Origin of the sequence: Enterococcus sp. HMSC061C05 (genome assembly GCF_001814765.1) — a bacterium.
Classification (GTDB): Bacteria; Bacillota; Bacilli; order Lactobacillales; family Enterococcaceae; genus Enterococcus_B; species Enterococcus_B lactis.
Genome location: NZ_KV817757.1, coordinates 621 through 18,721, shown reverse-complemented (window position 1 = coordinate 18,721; position 18,101 = coordinate 621). Strand labels below are relative to the sequence as shown.

Here is an 18,101-nt window from a genome sequence, read left to right as displayed (position 1 = left end):
AAAATAGTTTCTTGATCATTCAGATAATAATCTATACAGTATTTATTTATCTCCTCCCTTTTCCTCGCCACTTACTATCTCTTAGAAAAATATATCAATAAAATTTCTATTCTAAAGTTTGCTTATGTGCTTTAACCCGCCAAGCACTTTCTATGTCTGCTATCCCACCCCCGATACAAACTGTATCAGTATCTACTTCAGAAATATAAAATTCCTTTTTATCCGTTGTTCCATAAATGCTTATCTTTCCATTTTCATTTTCATAATTATAGATGCTATAAATTGTTTCCTCTTCCTTGTTTTCTGTCTTCTTCTTTTTTACTTTGATCTGGTCACTTGTAATCTCGATATCGAATCTAGTATCTTCTTCATGATAAAACCAATGTCCTGAAAGCCTATCTGCTCTATCTAATTGTTTTTGTGTAAGAGATATTTTTTTAGGTATGCTTGTTTGACCTTCTGTAGTAGCTGTACAGCCACTCAATATAGTGATACAACCAATTAACAGAACATAAAATATTTTTATCATTATTATAGAACCTACTCTCTTTTCTTAAGATAGAAACATGACTTTTAAAATGGTGATCGTCCTCTTCTGATATTACAGATACTGCTAATTTTTTTACTTAATAATATGCGAAAAAGAAAAGCAATAACTAAAATAAATAGTTATAGGCTTATTTTAATTTATTATATTTAACGATTAACTAATAATTTTTAAATGATATTATTTTACAAAGTACGTTTAGAGATAGCTTTTGTCTATTGATTATTCAAAACAAGTGATTCAATAAAGCAACAGATTCTATCCGTTTTTATTATATGTATTATTCAAATTAGTTATATCGAGTGAAAAAAACTTTCAAATTGATTCTTTTTATTTATCATAAAGATATAGATACATAATCATTTTCGCTTACATATATTTGAATATGAACTAAAAACAGCAAGAAAGAAGATGATCAAATGTATTATGTAGAAGTAAAAACAAAAGGTGTCAAAAACAAACAATATGTGAAAGGCATGAGTAATGAGTATCCTTTACTTGGTTCATGGAAAGAAGCAGCACCTTTTTCCAAACCATGTGCCATAAAAATAAAGAGCGAGCTGGAAAAAGAACTGACTTGCGGCAAAGCAGTTGTAACCATCATCGAAAAGTAACAATGCAAAAACTAATGAATGACTTATTCCAACACTTAAGCCGTATAGAAAGGAAGCAAAATATGGATTATACTGTTGAGTTTGACAGTGAACTATTGGAACAATTTCCGCAAGAGGTACATCTCGCATACAAAAAAACTATTTCTAAAAAAGTCATAGAGCATGTAGACCATAATTTTTTTCGTATAAAACCAGTACGAATACGCTCGGCAAAGGGAATATATGAAATGAAAGTCAATATTGATAAAAAAAATTATCGTATAGCATTTTCTTTTAAAAAAAATCATGTATTCATTTTTTATATTAGTCCAAATGTACAAAAAATAGTATTTGATAAAGAAGTGAATAAAAAAATAAAATAGACGAGGATAGGAGGATAGATTGAGTGATACTTGAATCTATCCTCCCGTTTTTTCTTTTTACGTTATACATAGTATTTGTCATTACCAAAAAGTCCCTCTTTTCTTCTAGTATCCTTTATATAAGAAACAGCATCCATTTCTTTTACTTGAACAAATCCTACTGATTCATAAAATTTTTTTGTTTTCTCAGTATCATCTGTCAATAATTCGATTTGGACTGGTCCATAACTGGTAATCTTCTCCAAAGCTTCATTCAAAAGCGCTTTGCCTATTCCTTGGCGCTGATACCTCGGATGAATGAGGATATCTTGAATAAATGCGATCGTCGCAAAATCAGTGATCCAACGAACGATTCCGATAATCTTCCCTTCCCCATTACGCTTTATCAGAGATTCAGATTGTTCAAATGCTCTAGCTAACCTTGCAGTGTCTTTTGTGTAATTCGTCCAACCAACGCTCTTATATAATTCAGAAATCTCATCGATCATAAGGGAATCAACATTCATTTTTTTCTTCCTTTCTTATACAATTCTCCCTCTAATAATACAATTCTTTGACTATTTAATCTATCACGTATAACGCTCCTGTAAAGATTCTCTCAATTCCTTAAAATTCCTCTTTCCTTTTAGAATGCATCCTTTTTGATAAATAAAAAAGGTTGTGATAAATTTTCTTCACAACCTCTGTTTCTCTCTATCAAGTATTATCTTTTAATTTTCTACCCTTACCCTAGCATCTCTATTGCCCATAGTATGCATGCTTTCCGTGTTTTCGAAAATAATGTTTATCTAGCAAATATTGTGGGATTTCACCTATATTTTGGTTGATCAACTCGTTTTCTTTAGCCATCAAACAAATTTCATCTAAAATCAGGCTATTTTCTACTGCTTCCATAGGTGAGTGCCCCCAAGTGAATGGTCCATGTCCATAGACAAGTACTCCAGGGACTTCGTTTGGCTCTAATTTTCTTTCCTTAAACGTCTCGACAATCACATTCCCTGTATGAACTTCGTAAGCTTCTTTTACTTCTTCTTTCGTCAATTGGCGTGTACAAGGAATCTTTCCATAAAAAGCATCAGCATGGGTCGTGCCATAAGCTGGCAAATCTCGGCCTGCTTGCGCCCACATGACAGAGTGAGTAGAATGAGTATGAGTAACAGCAGTTACATCTTCAAAAGCTTTGTATAAAACAACATGGGTAGGCAGATCTGAAGATGGTTTCAAGCTGTCTTCTTCTATTATATTTCCTGACAAATCTGTTACAACCATTTGATCTGCTTGCATGCGTTCATATCGGACACCGCTTGGCTTAATAACGATGACTCCTAGCTCACGGTCCACTTCACTCACATTGCCCCAAGTCAATTTAACTAATCCGTATTGCGGCAATGCCAGATTTGCTTCAAAGACACGTTGCTTCATTGCTGCAATTTTTTCTTCACAAGACATCATAACCAGCCTCCTTCAATTTAGAACTTAAGTAGTCTTTTGCCTGCTGGATTTCTCTTCGAAAGTCTTGACTTTTTTCACTCCACATTTCGATCAGGAATGTTCCATCATAATCTAAACGTTTCAAATGTCTCAATAATCCAAGAAAGTCAACGCATCCGTTACCAAAAGGAACATCACGAAACTGACCTGAATATTCTTTTGTTACAGGATACGTGTCTTTTAAGTGGATAGCAGTGATATAATCGATCCCTTTCTCAAGTTCTCGAGCCGGATTATTTTCCGGCCATGCGGACAAATTGCCTAGGTCTGGATATACTTGTAGAAAAGGGGAATGAATCTGTTCTTTGATTTCTAAAAATTTTGAAATGGAGTTCATAAATGGATCATCCATGATTTCCACGGAAAGAATGATGCCATATTTAGAAGCTTCCTTTACGCTTTCTTTTATTCCTTCGATAAAGTCTTCTCTGGAATTCATTGATTTCTCTTCATAATAAACGTCATATCCAGCTATTTGGATTACTTTGACGCTTAGATTATGCGCCAAATGGATTGCTTTTTTCATTAGTTGTTTCGCTGCTTTTTTCTTTTCTGGATCAGCAGAACCAAACGGAAATCGCCGATGCGCACTTAAACAAATCGAATGGATACGTACACCAGAGCTAAACATCTCTTCTCTCAGCTCAGCTATCTTTTCTTCAGACCAATCTAATCGTGCTAACCGCTCATCCGTCTCATCAATCGACATCTCGATAAAATCGAAGTCCATTTCTTTTACAAGGGAAAAACGTTCTTTCCATGAAATATCTTTGGGTAATGCTTTTTCATAAATCCCGATTTGAGCCATTTCCTTACCCCCAGATACGAATGATCTCATCTTTGAAACATTGTGCAGCCTTCATTGGATCTTCTGCTGCTGTAATCCCCCGACCCGCGATAAAGGTATACACATCGATTCCTTCAAACAATTGTAATGTGTTTGGATTTAATCCACCAGTTATAGAAACATTGAAGCCTAGTTCAATCAGTTTGCTGACCTTCGACAAATCTTTTTCACCCCAAGCTTCACCAGATAAGAGCGCATCACGGCTTTGGTGGTAGATTACCTGTCGGATTCCGATGTTATACCAATCCTTGGCTTGCTCAAAAGTCCAATTGCCATAGAGTTCTACTTGTAATTCGCCTATCTCTTTTTGTGCTGCCTTCATCGTTGGCATTGTTGCACAGCAAATGACTGTCATCCAATCTGCTCCTGCATTAGCCACATTTCTTGCTACTGTTCCTCCAGCATCTGCACATTTCGTATCAGCGACCAGTTTTTTGTCTGGAAATATACTGTGAATACAGCGAATCGCTTTTTGTCCTTCCTGTAAGCAAAGGATCGTTCCCACTTCAATAATGTCTACTACATCACCGACTTTCATAACATCGCCTAATGCATGTTCTAAATAATTGTGATCTAACGCAATCTGTAGATTCGGCCTGCTCATCTTGGTTCCTTCTTTCACTTGTTTTTTTGATACCACGTTGTTTCAGCAAATTTTTCACTGATTTCTTTGGCGGACATCACATTTTTGATACCGATAACTGTAACGCCTTTTTTCTCTGCCTGAGTAAACATATTCAAAAAATTGACTGGTGTAAAAACGACATCATATTGACTCGCTGAGCTTTTTCCCTCTGAAATAGCACAATGATGAATCTTGGTAATTGGTATATTTAGTTCTTTCATTGCTTTTTCTACACTTCTCATCATCATCAAGCTGGTTCCTGATCCATTTGCACACGATACTAAAATTCTCATCCTAATCCCTCCATTATGAGTGTTGTCTAATCAGATTTCTTTTATGCTTTCTGCTTTTCTGCATATTTTTCATAATCTTCTACAATCAAGAAATACCCCTCAGGATTTTTCCGATATTGTAACTGCGGAATAGCCAATAGACCAATGACGACTACGGCGATTCCAGCATAACCTAGGACTTTCATGACTACTGTAAATAATGGCCAAGCTGTCGCCCAATCGAACATCCCGATATAACCACCGTATGTTGACATCCCGATCCATGTAGCGAATAATGCTGAACCGCCTACTTGTATGATTCCAGAAAGAAATGGGAACAGACAGGCAGCTTTGAATCCACCTCGGTTATTGGCATAAACTGCTATAACAGCATTGTCAAAGAACAATGGAATGAAACCGGCTATGACGATCGTTGGCGATTTCAATAAAATCAGTAAACCAATCATCAAAAACTGGCCCAAAGCACCAAACAAAAATCCAATCGTTACCGCATTTGGCGAACCAAAGCCAAAAGTAGCGGCTACATCAATTCCTGGAACAGCTCCTGGTAAAATCGTGTTTGAGATTCCTTGAAAGGATTGAGTTAGTTCATCGACGAAAGTCCGAACACCTAATTGCAAGATTGCCAGATATACCGCAAAATTCAAGGAAGTCGTCATAATGTAGAATAAGAAACTCTGCCCCTCTTGCATGAATTGTGCTTGAATCAAATAATCTTTGCCTAGTACAAGCAGAATGATCCCAAAGAAAAATAGCATGAGCAACGAAGTAGCAACCATATTCTCATTAAATATCGACAGGAATCCTGGTAATTTGATATCTTCGATTTTCTTGTCTTGCTTGATCGATCGATTTTTCTTTTCATCCCGCTTTTTCATCCATTCAGCTAGTTTGGCAAAAATAAAGATTCCGAACATTTGCTGATGTGCCACCGCAAATCCGGCACCTTCTGTCAATTCCTGCGTGATCCCTACTGTTAAGTTAGAAGCTACTGCCCAATAACACCCTAAAATCAATCCCATAAATATCAATACTTGTATCCTGCCTAGATCAGGAAAGCAAAACAGTAAAATCCAAAAAGCGGTAGCTGCTTGCTGGACCTGAACATTTCCGGTCGTGAAAACGGATCGCAGTTTCGTATATCTCTGAAAACGGACTAATAAAATATTTAAAACAAACGCAATCAGTAATAGAATCATCACATCTCCAAAGGTACGGCCAAATGTCTCCATTAATCCAGCATCCACAGCATTTTGTCCAAAATAAGGATCTGTAACCATGGCATCCAAATTAAACCGTTCTTTCAGTCCAACCAAGATTGGTCGAAAATTGTTGACCAAACCACCAGAGCCAACAGTCAAAATAAAGTAGCCAACCGTTGCCTTTAAGAATCCAGCGATGCATTCATGAAGTGGGCGTTTCAGCAAAATATAGCCTAATAACACGATAAAACCAATCAGGTACGCTGGCTGCGTCAAGATATTTGTTGCAAAATACGTCCAAATGCTTAACAAAAATTCCCCCATCTTTTTTCTCCTCTATCAATTAATTATATTCCGCCATCACAACTTGGTAATCATCGATGGAGTTCGTAGAGATGAGACGCTCAACCAATCCATCTGTCATTAATAATTCGGATAATTTTTGGATATTTTCTAGGTGTTCTTCTGGATTTTTTGCTGCGAGTGTAAAAAACAAACTGGCCGTTTTCTCCTCATTCTCCCCTTCACTTTCAAAACGGACTGGCTGCTTCAACTTGGTAAATGAAATAGCCGTTCCAAAAACTCCCTCACTTTTTTCTGAAGAATGCGGCATGGCTACTTGAGGTGCAATCACAATATAAGGTCCATATTTTTCTACACAATGAATGATTTCTTCAACATACGTTTGATCAATGATGTTCTTATCAATCAATACACGACAGCTTTCGGCGATAGCTTCACGCCAATCCGTGATTTCTTTATCTGGGTAATGGATCAATTGATGGTCAAAAAAGTATTTCAGCAAGAAACTTCCCTTCTTTCTTATAAAAACGACGGAAACGGTGTATCATTTTCAATCGAGAAGACATCTTCAAATCCGCGATAAAAATTAAACTCAAGATCATCTTTGTTTGTCGGATAGATGAATTTCCCGCCTACTTGCCAGATATAAGGTTTAAACCCATACTGTAAGCGATCCTTCTTGAATTTCCAAATTTCAGTAATCTCTTTAGGATCAGCCATAAAATTAGACCAAATATCGTAGTGGACAGGAATCACTACTTTTGCATTCAATGACTCCGCCATGCGCAGCATATCAACAGAAGTAACTTTGTCTGTTATCCCTCGTGGGTTTTCACCGTAGGCTCCTAAGCAGACATCGATTTTGTGGTCATTGCCATGTTTGGCAAATAAATTGGAATAATGTGAATCTCCTGCGTGATAAAGAGTACCTCCTGATGTTTCGAATAAATAATTTACTGCTATTTGATCCATCTCCTGAGGCATTTTTCCTTTCAATACTTCTTCCGGATCTTCACAAGTAACCAACGCTGTCCGATCAAACGCTTCTAAAGCTACTACATTGATATCTTTGATTTTGACCGCATCACCTGGTTTCACGATAATCGTTTTTTCTTCAGGGATCCCCCATTTTTGCCACGTGTGAACCACTTCTTTTGGTCCAATGAATATTGCTTCAGGACAATTTTGATGAACGGCTGCAGCTGTGTGGATATCTAGATGATCGGAATGGATGTGTGTGACGATTAAAGCGTCTACATTTTTTATTTCAAAAGGATCGATTACGAAAGGCTGAGTCCGTAAGTTAGGCTGCATCTTTTGAACACCGCTCATACGCATCATCTGATGCCCTTTTTTCATCATGCCATTTCCATGACTGCGTTTTCCCGTTCCACACCATAGATCACATAAGATATTCGTTCCTTCATGACTTTTCAGCCAAATTCCCGTACAGCCTAGCCACCACATAGCAAAAGTTCCAGGTTCCACTACCTCTGATTCGATTTCCTCGTTCAAATACGTACCCCATTCTGGAAATGTTTCTAATATCCACTTTTCTTTTGTCACTTCATTCACCGTTTTGCTCATTTGCTTGCTCCCCCCATATCATTCTTACGACTTACAAGTAAATCTTAATGCGTAACCGCATGCGTGAAAACCCTTTTATATGACTGTTTGTCTTTTATATGATTTTCTTTTAAAGGTTAATGATCGTTTCAGTATAATAAAGACAGATATGAATATTTAAATGAACAACCAATCAAATAAATCCATGGATCAAGGTGACCTTCAGGAGGCAACAGTCATGAAAAACTCACTTGTCAATATTGAAAAACGGCAAAAAGATATTTTGGAACTACTTCAGCAAACCGAACAATTGTCAACTTTTGAATTAGCTGAATCTCTGGATGTATCTATTAGTACGATACGCAGAGATTTAAATTTATTAGAAGAAAAAAACGAGATCATCCGCAATTACGGTTATTGTTCTTATAATTACAAAAACCAGACTGATTTTGATCAATCTGGTCCTGAAAGGATTAAACAAGCGATTGCCAGAGAAGCTAGTAAATACATTAGCGATTATGATACATTGTTTATTAATTCTAGCTCGACTGCATTGAAAACACTGGATTTTCTTCAATCTAACCATTTGACCGTCGTTACAAACAACGTAAAAATCAACTATTCTCCTCACAAAGATAATTGCAGTTATATTTTAACTGGCGGAGAGATGCGCTTTCCAAAAGAAGCACTGGTGGGCGATATCGTATTAAATACGATTTCTTCAATCAATGCAGACATTTGTATCATTGGTTGCAGCGGAGTCGATGTCGCACATGGGGTCACAACGAAAATATTGAATGAATCAACAATCAATGAAATGATGATCAACCAGACAATCAAATGCAAGATTCTAGTTGCTGATCATCGAAAAATCGGACTGACATCAAAGTTCAAGATTGCTGATATTTCAGTCTTTGATTATTTGATCACTGATAAATTTTGCTCTGAAAAAGTATTAGACGAGATCAAGAATACGGGGACAAAAATCATCCAAGTAGATTCATTTTAAGAATTATGTTTGTTTGCGTAAAAAACTCTGCTACATTCAAAATTATCATTTGAACATAGCAGAGACTTCTTAAAACGCTAAAATGGTGGAACAATCAAAATTTGATTTAATCAACCATTTTACTAACTATTTTCTCCACATCCAAAGTTCCATATTCTTCCTTAGATATCACGAAAACAGGTATTTCAGGGAACTGACTTTCTATTTTATCTTTTGCGTATCCAAGTAAAGGAGTGAGCAATAAGATGTCTGCTCTCTTTGCTTCTTTGTCTATTTGGCTAGAATCATAGACTTTGACTGACACATTTTTTTGCGCTTTTTGAAAGAAATGTGTCAATTTTCTTTCTAAACGTTGCGTTTGCAAAAGTCCATCAGAAGAAATCAAACTGAATGTCATATCGAAAAGAAAGATTTTCTTTGGACTTTGTTCAGCAATCTTGGGCTTGTTACGATTCATTGGTTACCTTCTTCTCTTTTGTCTTTAGATCATCCCAGTATTTTAACTAACTTTTATTATATATACATTTTCATGAAAGCGCTATATAATAAGTTAGATTATTATCTAAACTCAACAGAGCTATTTGTTTACGAGTGTTATTTTTGTTAGATATTGAAAGGAGTACCGTCCATGTTAAGCAATAGTTTGATTGCTTTACTAGAAAAGAAGCGTTCCTCGTTAAGTAAAATCGAAAATGAAATATTGGATTATATATTCCTCCATTTGTCCGATATTGGAACAAAAACGATTTATGAAGTATCTGATGATTTATTTGTCTCAACTGCTACTATCTCCCGAACGGCTAAACATTTAGGCTATCAAGGTTTTAAAGAGTTGAAATACGCCATCGATCAATCCATCCATGTAGAGGAACAGGAAGGAAATAGCCGAAGCTTTCAAACAATCACGAACCAGATCACTTCAAATGTTACAGAAACGTTCCATCAAATGAGCGAAGAAAAGGCCAAACAAATGATGACATTGATCCATCAATCGAATACTATTGAAGTTTTTGGATTAGGAGGAAGCTTCCCTATTTGTACAGATTTTGCTCGAAAACTGACTTTTTTAGGAAAAAAAGCATTTGCTCGTTCAGATTGGGATGAACAAGAAGCAGCTGTAAGTAATTTAAATCAGGAAGACTTAGCTATTTTCGTCAGTTTCACAGGAGAAACAAAAGGTATCCTCTCCTATGCCCAGATTGCTCAAAGACAACAAGTCCCTATCATCAGCATTATTTCAACCAAGGGAAGTAACTTGGAAAAATTATCGACGATTTCCTTATATGCAAAGGGAACGACTCGCTATCACCACAGTGTCGATTTAAGTTCAAGAATTTCTGTCATTTGTTTATTTGATACAGTACTCTTGATGTATGCAGACCAAATGAAAAACAATTAGCTATAATTTGTTGCTATTTCTAGTGAAACAGCTTACTCAATCATGTATGAGGATACAGAATATCTGTCTCCTCTTTTTTATTTCCTTTAGTTAGCTATAATAAACCTATCTATGAAAACGCAATCATTTTTTTGAAGATCTTAAAACTACTAAGAGATGGAGGAAGAAAAATGGATACAAAGAAAAAGAAATCGACCTTTTGGGAGTTCTTTCAAGGGTTGGGAAAGACTTTTATGTTGCCGGTTGCTTTGTTAGCTTTCATGGGTATTCTTTTAGGGTTAGGTAGTTCATTTTCCAGTGAATCAATGATTCAGACTTTACCGTTTTTAGGATATCCAACAGTCAAAGCAGTGTTCCAATTCATGTCTGCTATTGGCGGTTTTGCCTTTACCTACTTGCCAGTCATGTTTGCCATGGCCATTCCATTAGGATTAGTTCGTAAGGAAAAAGGTGTGGCCGCTTTCTCTGGATTCGTCGGTTACACTGTCATGAATTTAGCCATCAACTTTTACTTAGTCCTGACAAATCGTTTAGTTGATGCCGACCACTTGCGAGAAGCTGGACAAGGAATGGTTTTTGGTATCCAGACGATCGAAATGGGTGTTCTTGGAGGGATCATTGCTGGAATCATCGTTTATAAGTTGCATAACAGGTTTTATACTGTTCAGTTACCAGATAGTTTCGCCTTCTTCTCAGGGGCTCGTTTTGTACCGATTATCACTTCTCTAGTTTTAGGGTTTGTTGGTTTGATCATCCCCTTGATTTGGCCTTTATTCGCTATGGTCATTATGGCTATCGGCCAGCTAATCCAACGTTCAGGAATATTTGGTCCCTTCTTATTCGGCTCAGGGGAACGACTGCTTCTTCCATTCGGGCTTCATCATATTCTAGTTTCGATGATACGCTTTACTGAAGCTGGTGGTTCGGCGATCATTGATGGGAAAGAAGTATTTGGTGCACTGAATATCTTTTATGCAGAATTGCAAAACAATTTGCCTATTTCGCCAAGTGCAACTGCCTTTTTATCACAGGGAAAAATGCCTACATTTATTTTTGGACTGCCTGCAGCAGCATTAGCTATGTATCGTACCGCAGCACCACAAAATCGACATAAAATCAAAGGATTATTGATTTCAGGTGTGATTGCGACAGCTGTGACCGGAATCACAGAACCAATCGAATTTTTATTTTTATTCATTAGTCCGCTATTATGGCTCTTCCATGTCGTCATGACTGGTCTAGGTTTTATGGTCATGGCATTATTAGGTGTAGTAATCGGGAATACAGATGGTGGAATCTTAGATTTTGTGATTTTTGGTCTACTCCAAGGTAATGACACAAAATGGTGGTGGGTATTAATAATCGGTGCTTTGTGGTTCGGTATTTACTATATTGTCTTCAAAACAGTAATCATAAAATTGGATTTAAAAACACCTGGGCGTGACAAGACAGTGGATGAAACAGAATATACCGATCAAGAAGTGAACTTTCATAAAACAGGCGGATACGATGCAAAAGGAATTTTAGCAGCACTTGGCGGTCAAGAAAACATCCAATCTTTAGATAATTGTATTACACGTTTACGTTTAGTTTTAGCAGATGCAGATATCGTAGATGATGAAAAGTTAAAACAACTAGGAGCATTAGGTGTGGTCCATCTCGATCATCAAAACGTCCAAGTGATTATCGGAACAAAAGTCACAACTGTTCGCAATCAGCTTGATACGATTTTAGGATAAAAAGATAGAAGGTGAATTTTGTGACATTTGATACCGCTATAAATAGAAAAGGAACGTACTGTACACAGTGGGACTACGTTGAAGACCGATTTGGAGAAGCTGATTTACTCCCTTTTACGATTTCTGATACAGATTTTATGGTCCCCGAAGAAGTACTTGAAACTTTGAAAGAAAGAATGAACCATCCAGTATTTGGCTATACCCGCTGGAATCATCATGAATTAAAAGAAGCAATTAAACAGTGGTATCAATCCCGTTTTGACACACTACTGGAAGAAGAATGGATCATGTACACTCCAACAGTTATCTATGCAGTATCTACCCTTATTCAAATGCTTACTAAAAAAGGGGAAGGAGTGGTTTTACAAACGCCAGCTTATGATGCTTTTTTTAAAGTCATCCAAGACAATGACCGACTTCTAGTCGAGAATCCTTTGATCTATGAAGAAAGTCAGTACCGGATCGATTTTACGGATTTAGAAGATAAATTAGCCAGGCCAGAAAACAAAGTACTACTTCTCTGCTCTCCCCACAATCCAACCGGAAGAGTATGGAAACAATGGGAATTAGAAAAAATCGTGGCATTGTGCCGTCAGTATTCTATATTTTTATTATCTGATGAGATACACATGGACATTTTAGGACGAGGACAAAGGCATATACCTATCACACGCTTCAATTATGAACAAGTGGCGATTGTCACCAGCGGTACAAAAACATTTAACTTCCCTGGATTGACATTTGCCTATGCGTTGATACCGAATCTTGGGTTACGTGAGCATTTTCAAAGGAAGTTAAAAAATGCGGATGGGTTATCTTCTACCAATGTTTTCGGTATGTTAGCGACAATGAGTGCCTATCGGTATTGCAGTCATTGGGTAGATGAATTGAATCATTATCTTGAAAGCAATCAGCGGTATGTAAAAGCATTTATCCAGGAAAAACTGCCAGATGTAAAAGTCGTCGATCTTGAAGCAACCTATTTGATGTGGCTGGATGTATCCAAAGCTGTATCAGATATCCCTCTTTTAAGAGAGAAGCTGATTTCTGTAGGTAAAGTGGCGATTATGGATGGATCGATTTATGGCGGAAACGGTCATCAATTTTTACGATTGAATATCGGCTGTCCGAAATCGAAATTAGTAGATGGACTAGATCGTATGTTGAAAAGTTTTGAAGCAACTGCTGAAATCGAAATTAAACCATAATAAAGGAGATGTGACAAAAATTTTTGTCACATCTCTTTTTTTCGAATATACGATGTTCTTAAAGTTGAACACTTCTGTCAAGATTTCTTTATTTAAGGTCGTTTTCGATCACTTTCACCGCGTGATCATTCCCGTTGAAACATGCTACTTTTTTGGCATCCATATATCTTTCTAAATAATCGTCTTCTCCTAGTTGCTTATGGCAAAAAGCAATTTCATAAAGCAAGTATTCCAATGAATGGGTCGATTTATGTTTCTTATTGTATTCGATCCCCTTCTCGCACAACTGGATTGCTTTTTCATAGTTCTCGATTTTGCTGTAATAGGTAGCGATATTATAATATACGGCACAAACCATCAGATTATCAAAATCAGTATCATTCAAGATTTTAAGCGTACGTTCCACATACACTTTTGCAAAGTCTAATTCTCCTTTTGCCAAATAGATCATGGCCACATTTGCAGCTGCTTGTAAATGATGGATATCTGTTTCGGTCGTTTGTTCCAACACTTGATTGAAATAAAACAATGCTGCATCTTCTTTTTTTGCATAAAGATGATCAAGCAGTCCTTGATAAAACAAGATTTGGTTTAAAAGATCAGAATTGCTTACTTTTTTCTGATCAATCGTTTGTAAAATTTCATAAGATTCTTTGTACTTCGATACAGCATTCAACGATTGAATCTCACTTAATTTTTTTCTGATCTTGTCTTCTTCTGTTTCCACTAATATATCGGAGATCTCGACATTCAACTTTTTGCAAAGCGCACTTAGGATGTTGATACCTGGTGACATATTCTTGTTTTCGATATTGCTGACAGTTGCCTGTTCGCAAATACCTTCTGCTAATTGTACTTGGGTTAACCCCTTTTTCTTTCGGTATTCTTTCAGTAATGCTCCATCTACTTTTATCAAAACAATTTCCTTCCCTTTAAAAAATTATTTCTCCTTTATATCATACACAAAAAAAAGTTCTAAACAACCATAATTGTTTAGAACAGAATAAAAATTTTAATTTTTATCACCAATTATTTCTTGATAAAAAATCAACTGTCTACCTGCAGATCAATCTCCTGAAGTATTTTCTCTATCATTTCTTGTTGACTTAATTCGGCAGTCAGTATCTTCTCATTAGGCAATCCAAGTATATCGTGCTCCAACCACCACTCCGCCATTTGTTCTGCACCAAATTCTTTTGACATCTTTCTCTGGCTGTGACGTCTCAGCGTTTCTTCAAAAGAAAGATCGTAATAATAAGCAAATACATTTCCTTGAAAGCTCTCATACAGGTCCATAAGCATCGCTTTGTAGATTTTTGCGCTCATGATCCCCTCAACAAGGACTAAATCAAATCTGTCTTTTCCAAATTCTGCCAACTGACGGATCAAATCTGGTGTAGGATTTCCTATTTTATCTTTGACATTCAACATTCCTCTTCTCACTTCATCTTGAGAGATTCGCATCACCTTCCCCATAGGAAAATGATTTTGAATAGCTTTAGCTGTCGTTGTTTTCCCACTTGCTGAATTTCCTCTTAATATGACTAGCTTCCCCATGACACTGCATCTCCTTGTATACCGATAATCATTCATCCAACATCATTAAACCTTCTATTGATTGAAAATAAAAAGAGAATCTGTTTGTATAAAATCATTCTGATCTGTGGTAAGCATATGGAATGAGATCCGTAATTTTGATTTTTTTAGCCCCCTCTTCTGTTGAGACAATGATTTCACAATCAGGTGCATACTCCAATATAAACTGTCGGCAATTCCCACATGGAGAATAGATCATGTCAGAATGATCTCCACCCACAGCTACGATACACTCAAAATCACGTTCACCACGACTGATTGCTGTCCCTAACGCAATGATTTCTGCACATGCCCCATGATTCGAATAAACATTCACACCAGTATACACATTACCGTTTGTGCAACGTACTGCAGCTCCTACTGTATGATTGAAAGACACCAAATCAATATTTGATTTAATGACTTCGGTTGCAGCATCCACTAATTCTAAATCCATTGTTGATAAATCGCTCATTTTTATCTCCTTCTTTCTGCCAAATCGGTTAAAGCAATCATAATCTTTATATAAAAAAACATCAATGGCAGAACGGAAAGAAAAGAAACGACTCAGTTAGTATGGAGTATGGTCTATTGTTCTTGATACAACGGTAAAAAAGCAAGCTTGCATTTACAAGCCTGCTTTTGGAACATTTAAAGCTTCGATTAAAGCTTCGATGTGACAAACCACCTATGCTGCTCGATCATAAAATTGATAGCAAAAATTCCACAAAGTATATATGTACCCCATGATAATAAAACATTCATCTGCGGTAAAATGATCTTTGGAAGAATCACAATCAAAAATGATGCCAGTGCCCAAACCCAACGATTGATGTGAACGTGACGCATAGCCAGCATATTCAACATAAGTTGGCTTATCGTTAATAAAAAGATAAAAACAAAAAATAAAATCAGCCAATACATTGTTTTTCACCTCTGAAATCAGACTTAAGCAGTTTGTATTTCGTTATCTCCATTATTATTTTGTTCATCTGACAACATCTTTTTATCATAAGCTTTTACAAATGGATAATAGATGATAAATGCTATCAGTGTATTGATCACAATCAAAACAACCACACGCCAGTCATTTCCTGCTGAAAGATAGCCGCCGATTGGTGCTGGTAATGTCCATGTTGGCAACACAGTAAATCCATTGACCATTTCTAATTTGACTGCAAAATAGCTGACAATAGTCAAAACTAAAGGAACTAAGTTGAATGGAATGAACATATAAGGATTCAACATCATAGGAGCTCCAAAAATCATCGGCTCATTGATATTGAAGATACCAGGAATAATGGAAAAGCGACCAACTTCTTTTAAGAATTTTGATTTACAAAAGAATAAAAACAAAACTGATACCACAATCGTGGCTCCTGCACCGCCAATCGTAACTGTCCATTGATAAAACTGTTCAGGAGCAATATAAGGCAATTTGGTAGCAGCTGTACCATCTGCTAACGCCTTCGCATTCTCATCCAACATAATCAGCCACATTGGACGAACGACAGCCCCTACGATACTCATGCCATGGATCCCAAATGACCACAACAAATGGATCAAAAACATCGGTAATAAAACACCAAGCAGATTATTCCCTAAAATATTGGTTAAAGGCTCGAATAACGATAACAAGGCAGCGTTTACATCAAAGCCCGCGACGCTTCGAATCAACCAAGTCGTTGTTAAAATCACTGCACCAGGAATCAATGCCTCAAAACTACGGGCAACAGCAGGTGGTACTTGTTCTGGCATTTTGATAGTAATATTACGCTTTTTAAAGAAACGATACACTTCCACTGCAAAAATCATGGATAGGATCCCGGCAAACATCCCAGATGCTCCTAAAGAACTCATCGGTAAGACCCAGCCAAGAGGTGCCTCTTCAGGTGTTAAAACGTTTACAGGAACTTGTAACATAAAGAACGTCCCTAGTGATAATATACCACCCGTCACACTATCCAACCCATATGATTTAGCTAAATCCGAACCCATAACAAAAGTTGCGTAAATAGCCATTAATCCCATCGTAATCCTGAAAGGTAAAACGATCGTTGCCGAATAAGGGGCAATAAATTCATTCCATCCAGGAAACGGTAAATTGATGAAAACCATAAAAAATGTACCAATCAAAATCAATGACAGTGTTGAAACAACCCCATTACGAATTGCCAATAAATGTCGCTGTGTACCAATTTTTGCCATTGGTGGGACAAGTTTTTCCTCAACCCATTTCATCAGCTTTTCCACTAAAACCACTCCTTTTCAATAAAATAGAAAGCATTCACTGCATGATGAAGCAAAGAATGTTCATAATTAATTATATAATTATGAAATTTTATTTCAATATATTTTAGTAGAAAATATTATTATTTTTTAATACAGGTTCTTTTTTCTATACAAAAAAATTTTTCAAACCTAATAAACTTTACTGTTCCTATACTGATCTATGGGTTTATAAAATAGTATTTAAATAAAATAAAAAACCTTGAAATTAAATTTCAAGGTTTTTCGTAATACCGGCGGCCGGGGTCGAACCGGCACGTCCTCAACGGACACTGGATTTTGAGTCCAGCGCGTCTGCCAATTCCGCCACGCCGGCAAATTAAAAGAATAACTGGGGTAGCTGGATTCGAACCAACGCATGAGGGAGTCAAAGTCCCTTGCCTTACCGCTTGGCTATACCCCAAGAATAAAGGGCGAATGATGGGAATCGAACCCACGAATGCCGGAGCCACAATCCGGTGCGTTAACCACTTCGCCACATTCGCCATCATAAAAGATGTTATTTAATTTCTCAATAAAAAACTAAGATGAAGACATCTTAGTCAATACCGGCGGCCGGGGTCGAACCGGCACGCCCTCAACGGGCACTGGATTTTGAGTCCAGCGCGTCTGCCAATTCCGCCACGCCGGCAAGTTGATTTATTAGTACTAAGGCGGTAACCGGATTTGAACCGGTGATGAAGGTTTTGCAGACCTCTGCCTTACCACTTGGCTATACCGCCATTATACTATTATCAATCTATAAAATAAAGAATAAATTATAGAAACTGGGGTAGCTGGATTCGAACCAACGCATGAGGGAGTCAAAGTCCCTTGCCTTACCGCTTGGCTATACCCCAAGAATAAAAAGGGCGAATGATGGGAATCGAACCCACGAATGCCGGAGCCACAATCCGGTGCGTTAACCACTTCGCCACATTCGCCATGGCAGGGGCAGCAGGAATTGAACCCACACTAACGGTTTTGGAGACCGCTGTTCTACCTTTAAACTATGCCCCTATAAAATGGAGGAGAGTGGATTCGAACCACTGA

The 18,101-nt window shown here is 37.1% G+C and carries 21 protein-coding genes and 8 tRNA genes; 6 read left to right on the top strand and 23 right to left on the bottom strand.

The window, feature by feature from the left end; genetic code table 11:
• Positions 1–106: 106 nt before the first annotated feature.
• On the bottom strand, positions 107–529 hold the full coding sequence (locus HMPREF2988_RS11315; RefSeq protein WP_070770670.1) for a hypothetical protein: 423 nt from the start codon (positions 527–529) through the stop codon (positions 107–109).
• Positions 530–966: 437 nt separating this feature from the next.
• Here HMPREF2988_RS11315 and HMPREF2988_RS11310 point away from each other — a divergent pair, with 437 nt between their 5' ends.
• Entirely contained in the window at positions 967–1,161 is a 195-nt protein-coding gene (locus tag HMPREF2988_RS11310) for a hypothetical protein (RefSeq protein WP_002292375.1), read from the top strand.
• Positions 1,162–1,223: 62 nt separating this feature from the next.
• Entirely contained in the window at positions 1,224–1,523 is a 300-nt protein-coding gene (locus HMPREF2988_RS11305; RefSeq protein ID WP_070770669.1) for a hypothetical protein, read from the top strand.
• Positions 1,524–1,585: 62 nt separating this feature from the next.
• On the opposite strand, the gene HMPREF2988_RS11300 is transcribed toward HMPREF2988_RS11305, so the two are convergent.
• From HMPREF2988_RS11300 to ulaG, 8 genes are all read right to left on the bottom strand, one after another.
• A complete protein-coding gene (locus HMPREF2988_RS11300; protein ID WP_070770668.1) occupies positions 1,586–2,029 on the bottom strand; it encodes a GNAT family N-acetyltransferase in 444 nt (147 codons plus the stop codon).
• A 232-nt stretch (positions 2,030–2,261) separates the two neighbouring features.
• Entirely contained in the window at positions 2,262–2,972 is a 711-nt protein-coding gene (locus HMPREF2988_RS11295; RefSeq protein ID WP_070770722.1) for an L-ribulose-5-phosphate 4-epimerase, read from the bottom strand.
• Positions 2,962–3,822 carry an L-ribulose-5-phosphate 3-epimerase gene (locus HMPREF2988_RS11290; RefSeq protein ID WP_024636575.1) on the bottom strand — a complete coding sequence of 287 codons (861 nt, stop codon included), beginning with the start codon at positions 3,820–3,822 and terminating at the stop codon, positions 2,962–2,964. Before HMPREF2988_RS11290 ends, HMPREF2988_RS11295 begins: the two co-directional genes overlap by 11 nt.
• A gap of 4 nt (positions 3,823–3,826) precedes the next feature.
• Positions 3,827–4,465, bottom strand: a complete 639-nt coding sequence (locus HMPREF2988_RS11285) for a 3-keto-L-gulonate-6-phosphate decarboxylase UlaD (protein WP_070770667.1) — start codon at positions 4,463–4,465, stop codon at positions 3,827–3,829.
• Positions 4,466–4,479: 14 nt separating this feature from the next.
• Positions 4,480–4,779: a PTS sugar transporter subunit IIB gene (locus HMPREF2988_RS11280; protein WP_002292382.1), complete on the bottom strand. Its 300-nt coding sequence runs from the start codon at positions 4,777–4,779 to the stop codon at positions 4,480–4,482.
• Positions 4,780–4,820: 41 nt separating this feature from the next.
• Complete coding sequence (locus HMPREF2988_RS11275) at positions 4,821–6,305, bottom strand: PTS ascorbate transporter subunit IIC (RefSeq protein ID WP_070770666.1); 1,485 nt, start codon at positions 6,303–6,305, stop codon at positions 4,821–4,823.
• A gap of 19 nt (positions 6,306–6,324) precedes the next feature.
• Positions 6,325–6,786, bottom strand: coding sequence for a PTS sugar transporter subunit IIA (locus HMPREF2988_RS11270; protein WP_002342716.1), 462 nt, complete (start codon positions 6,784–6,786; stop codon positions 6,325–6,327).
• Between the two features lie 17 nt (positions 6,787–6,803).
• A complete protein-coding gene (ulaG, locus tag HMPREF2988_RS11265) occupies positions 6,804–7,871 on the bottom strand; it encodes an L-ascorbate 6-phosphate lactonase (RefSeq protein ID WP_002342717.1) in 1,068 nt (355 codons plus the stop codon).
• Between the two features lie 217 nt (positions 7,872–8,088).
• Here ulaG and HMPREF2988_RS11260 point away from each other — a divergent pair, with 217 nt between their 5' ends.
• On the top strand, positions 8,089–8,859 hold the full coding sequence (locus HMPREF2988_RS11260) for a DeoR/GlpR family DNA-binding transcription regulator (RefSeq protein ID WP_070770665.1): 771 nt from the start codon (positions 8,089–8,091) through the stop codon (positions 8,857–8,859).
• A gap of 106 nt (positions 8,860–8,965) precedes the next feature.
• Here HMPREF2988_RS11260 and HMPREF2988_RS11255 read toward each other — a convergent pair whose 3' ends face one another.
• Positions 8,966–9,316 carry a PTS sugar transporter subunit IIB gene (locus tag HMPREF2988_RS11255; RefSeq protein WP_070770664.1) on the bottom strand — a complete coding sequence of 117 codons (351 nt, stop codon included), beginning with the start codon at positions 9,314–9,316 and terminating at the stop codon, positions 8,966–8,968.
• 171 nt (positions 9,317–9,487) lie between these two features.
• Here HMPREF2988_RS11255 and HMPREF2988_RS11250 point away from each other — a divergent pair, with 171 nt between their 5' ends.
• The 3 genes from HMPREF2988_RS11250 (at position 9,488) to HMPREF2988_RS11240 (ending at position 13,205) form a co-directional block, all read left to right on the top strand.
• A complete protein-coding gene (locus HMPREF2988_RS11250) occupies positions 9,488–10,258 on the top strand; it encodes a MurR/RpiR family transcriptional regulator (protein WP_002329072.1) in 771 nt (256 codons plus the stop codon).
• Positions 10,259–10,428: 170 nt separating this feature from the next.
• Positions 10,429–11,997, top strand: coding sequence for a maltose/glucose-specific PTS transporter subunit IIBC (malX, locus tag HMPREF2988_RS11245; RefSeq protein WP_070770663.1), 1,569 nt, complete (start codon positions 10,429–10,431; stop codon positions 11,995–11,997).
• Positions 11,998–12,008: 11 nt separating this feature from the next.
• Positions 12,009–13,205 (top strand): MalY/PatB family protein, encoded by a 1,197-nt coding sequence (locus tag HMPREF2988_RS11240; protein ID WP_180363534.1) that lies wholly within the window; start codon positions 12,009–12,011, stop codon positions 13,203–13,205.
• 88 nt (positions 13,206–13,293) lie between these two features.
• Here HMPREF2988_RS11240 and HMPREF2988_RS11235 read toward each other — a convergent pair whose 3' ends face one another.
• The 13 genes from HMPREF2988_RS11235 to HMPREF2988_RS11175 form a co-directional block, all read right to left on the bottom strand.
• Complete coding sequence (locus HMPREF2988_RS11235) at positions 13,294–14,121, bottom strand: helix-turn-helix domain-containing protein (protein ID WP_002340565.1); 828 nt, start codon at positions 14,119–14,121, stop codon at positions 13,294–13,296.
• 131 nt (positions 14,122–14,252) lie between these two features.
• A complete protein-coding gene (locus HMPREF2988_RS11230) occupies positions 14,253–14,762 on the bottom strand; it encodes a kinase (RefSeq protein ID WP_070770661.1) in 510 nt (169 codons plus the stop codon).
• Between the two features lie 94 nt (positions 14,763–14,856).
• Positions 14,857–15,255 carry a cytidine deaminase family protein gene (locus HMPREF2988_RS11225; protein WP_002292397.1) on the bottom strand — a complete coding sequence of 133 codons (399 nt, stop codon included), beginning with the start codon at positions 15,253–15,255 and terminating at the stop codon, positions 14,857–14,859.
• 188 nt (positions 15,256–15,443) lie between these two features.
• Complete coding sequence (locus HMPREF2988_RS11220) at positions 15,444–15,704, bottom strand: hypothetical protein (protein WP_002309692.1); 261 nt, start codon at positions 15,702–15,704, stop codon at positions 15,444–15,446.
• A gap of 24 nt (positions 15,705–15,728) precedes the next feature.
• Complete coding sequence (locus HMPREF2988_RS11215) at positions 15,729–17,033, bottom strand: PTS sugar transporter subunit IIC (RefSeq protein ID WP_002320565.1); 1,305 nt, start codon at positions 17,031–17,033, stop codon at positions 15,729–15,731.
• Between the two features lie 267 nt (positions 17,034–17,300).
• Positions 17,301–17,385: transfer RNA gene (locus HMPREF2988_RS11210), tRNA-Leu, on the bottom strand.
• Between the two features lie 15 nt (positions 17,386–17,400).
• Positions 17,401–17,472 (bottom strand) — tRNA-Gln (locus HMPREF2988_RS11205).
• A gap of 9 nt (positions 17,473–17,481) precedes the next feature.
• Positions 17,482–17,554 (bottom strand) — tRNA-His (locus tag HMPREF2988_RS11200).
• Between the two features lie 61 nt (positions 17,555–17,615).
• A tRNA-Leu gene (locus HMPREF2988_RS11195) sits at positions 17,616–17,700 on the bottom strand.
• Between the two features lie 20 nt (positions 17,701–17,720).
• Positions 17,721–17,791: transfer RNA gene (locus HMPREF2988_RS11190), tRNA-Cys, on the bottom strand.
• Positions 17,792–17,836: 45 nt separating this feature from the next.
• A tRNA-Gln gene (locus HMPREF2988_RS11185) sits at positions 17,837–17,908 on the bottom strand.
• A gap of 11 nt (positions 17,909–17,919) precedes the next feature.
• Positions 17,920–17,992, bottom strand: a tRNA-His gene (locus HMPREF2988_RS11180).
• Between the two features lie 2 nt (positions 17,993–17,994).
• A tRNA-Trp gene (locus tag HMPREF2988_RS11175) sits at positions 17,995–18,068 on the bottom strand.
• Positions 18,069–18,101 lie beyond the last annotated feature (33 nt).

What these genes read in the sequence shown, in the direction of transcription:
- HMPREF2988_RS11250 (WP_002329072.1), top strand. Translation starts at nt 9,488, where the DNA reads ATGTTAAGCAATAGTTTGATTGCTTTACTAGAAAAGAAGCGTTCCTCG.
- HMPREF2988_RS11255 (WP_070770664.1), bottom strand. Translation starts at nt 9,316, where the DNA reads ATGAATCGTAACAAGCCCAAGATTGCTGAACAAAGTCCAAAGAAAATC.
- HMPREF2988_RS11275 (WP_070770666.1), bottom strand. Translation starts at nt 6,305, where the DNA reads ATGGGGGAATTTTTGTTAAGCATTTGGACGTATTTTGCAACAAATATC.
- HMPREF2988_RS11290 (WP_024636575.1), bottom strand. Translation starts at nt 3,822, where the DNA reads ATGGCTCAAATCGGGATTTATGAAAAAGCATTACCCAAAGATATTTCA.
- HMPREF2988_RS11260 (WP_070770665.1), top strand. Translation starts at nt 8,089, where the DNA reads ATGAAAAACTCACTTGTCAATATTGAAAAACGGCAAAAAGATATTTTG.
- HMPREF2988_RS11295 (WP_070770722.1), bottom strand. Translation starts at nt 2,972, where the DNA reads ATGTCTTGTGAAGAAAAAATTGCAGCAATGAAGCAACGTGTCTTTGAA.
- ulaG (WP_002342717.1), bottom strand. Translation starts at nt 7,871, where the DNA reads ATGAGCAAAACGGTGAATGAAGTGACAAAAGAAAAGTGGATATTAGAA.
- HMPREF2988_RS11305 (WP_070770669.1), top strand. Translation starts at nt 1,224, where the DNA reads ATGGATTATACTGTTGAGTTTGACAGTGAACTATTGGAACAATTTCCG.
- HMPREF2988_RS11315 (WP_070770670.1), bottom strand. Translation starts at nt 529, where the DNA reads ATGATAAAAATATTTTATGTTCTGTTAATTGGTTGTATCACTATATTG.
- HMPREF2988_RS11285 (WP_070770667.1), bottom strand. Translation starts at nt 4,465, where the DNA reads ATGAGCAGGCCGAATCTACAGATTGCGTTAGATCACAATTATTTAGAA.
- HMPREF2988_RS11225 (WP_002292397.1), bottom strand. Translation starts at nt 15,255, where the DNA reads ATGAGCGATTTATCAACAATGGATTTAGAATTAGTGGATGCTGCAACC.
- malX (WP_070770663.1), top strand. Translation starts at nt 10,429, where the DNA reads ATGGATACAAAGAAAAAGAAATCGACCTTTTGGGAGTTCTTTCAAGGG.
- HMPREF2988_RS11280 (WP_002292382.1), bottom strand. Translation starts at nt 4,779, where the DNA reads ATGAGAATTTTAGTATCGTGTGCAAATGGATCAGGAACCAGCTTGATG.
- HMPREF2988_RS11300 (WP_070770668.1), bottom strand. Translation starts at nt 2,029, where the DNA reads ATGAATGTTGATTCCCTTATGATCGATGAGATTTCTGAATTATATAAG.
- HMPREF2988_RS11220 (WP_002309692.1), bottom strand. Translation starts at nt 15,704, where the DNA reads ATGTATTGGCTGATTTTATTTTTTGTTTTTATCTTTTTATTAACGATA.
- HMPREF2988_RS11230 (WP_070770661.1), bottom strand. Translation starts at nt 14,762, where the DNA reads ATGGGGAAGCTAGTCATATTAAGAGGAAATTCAGCAAGTGGGAAAACA.
- HMPREF2988_RS11310 (WP_002292375.1), top strand. Translation starts at nt 967, where the DNA reads ATGTATTATGTAGAAGTAAAAACAAAAGGTGTCAAAAACAAACAATAT.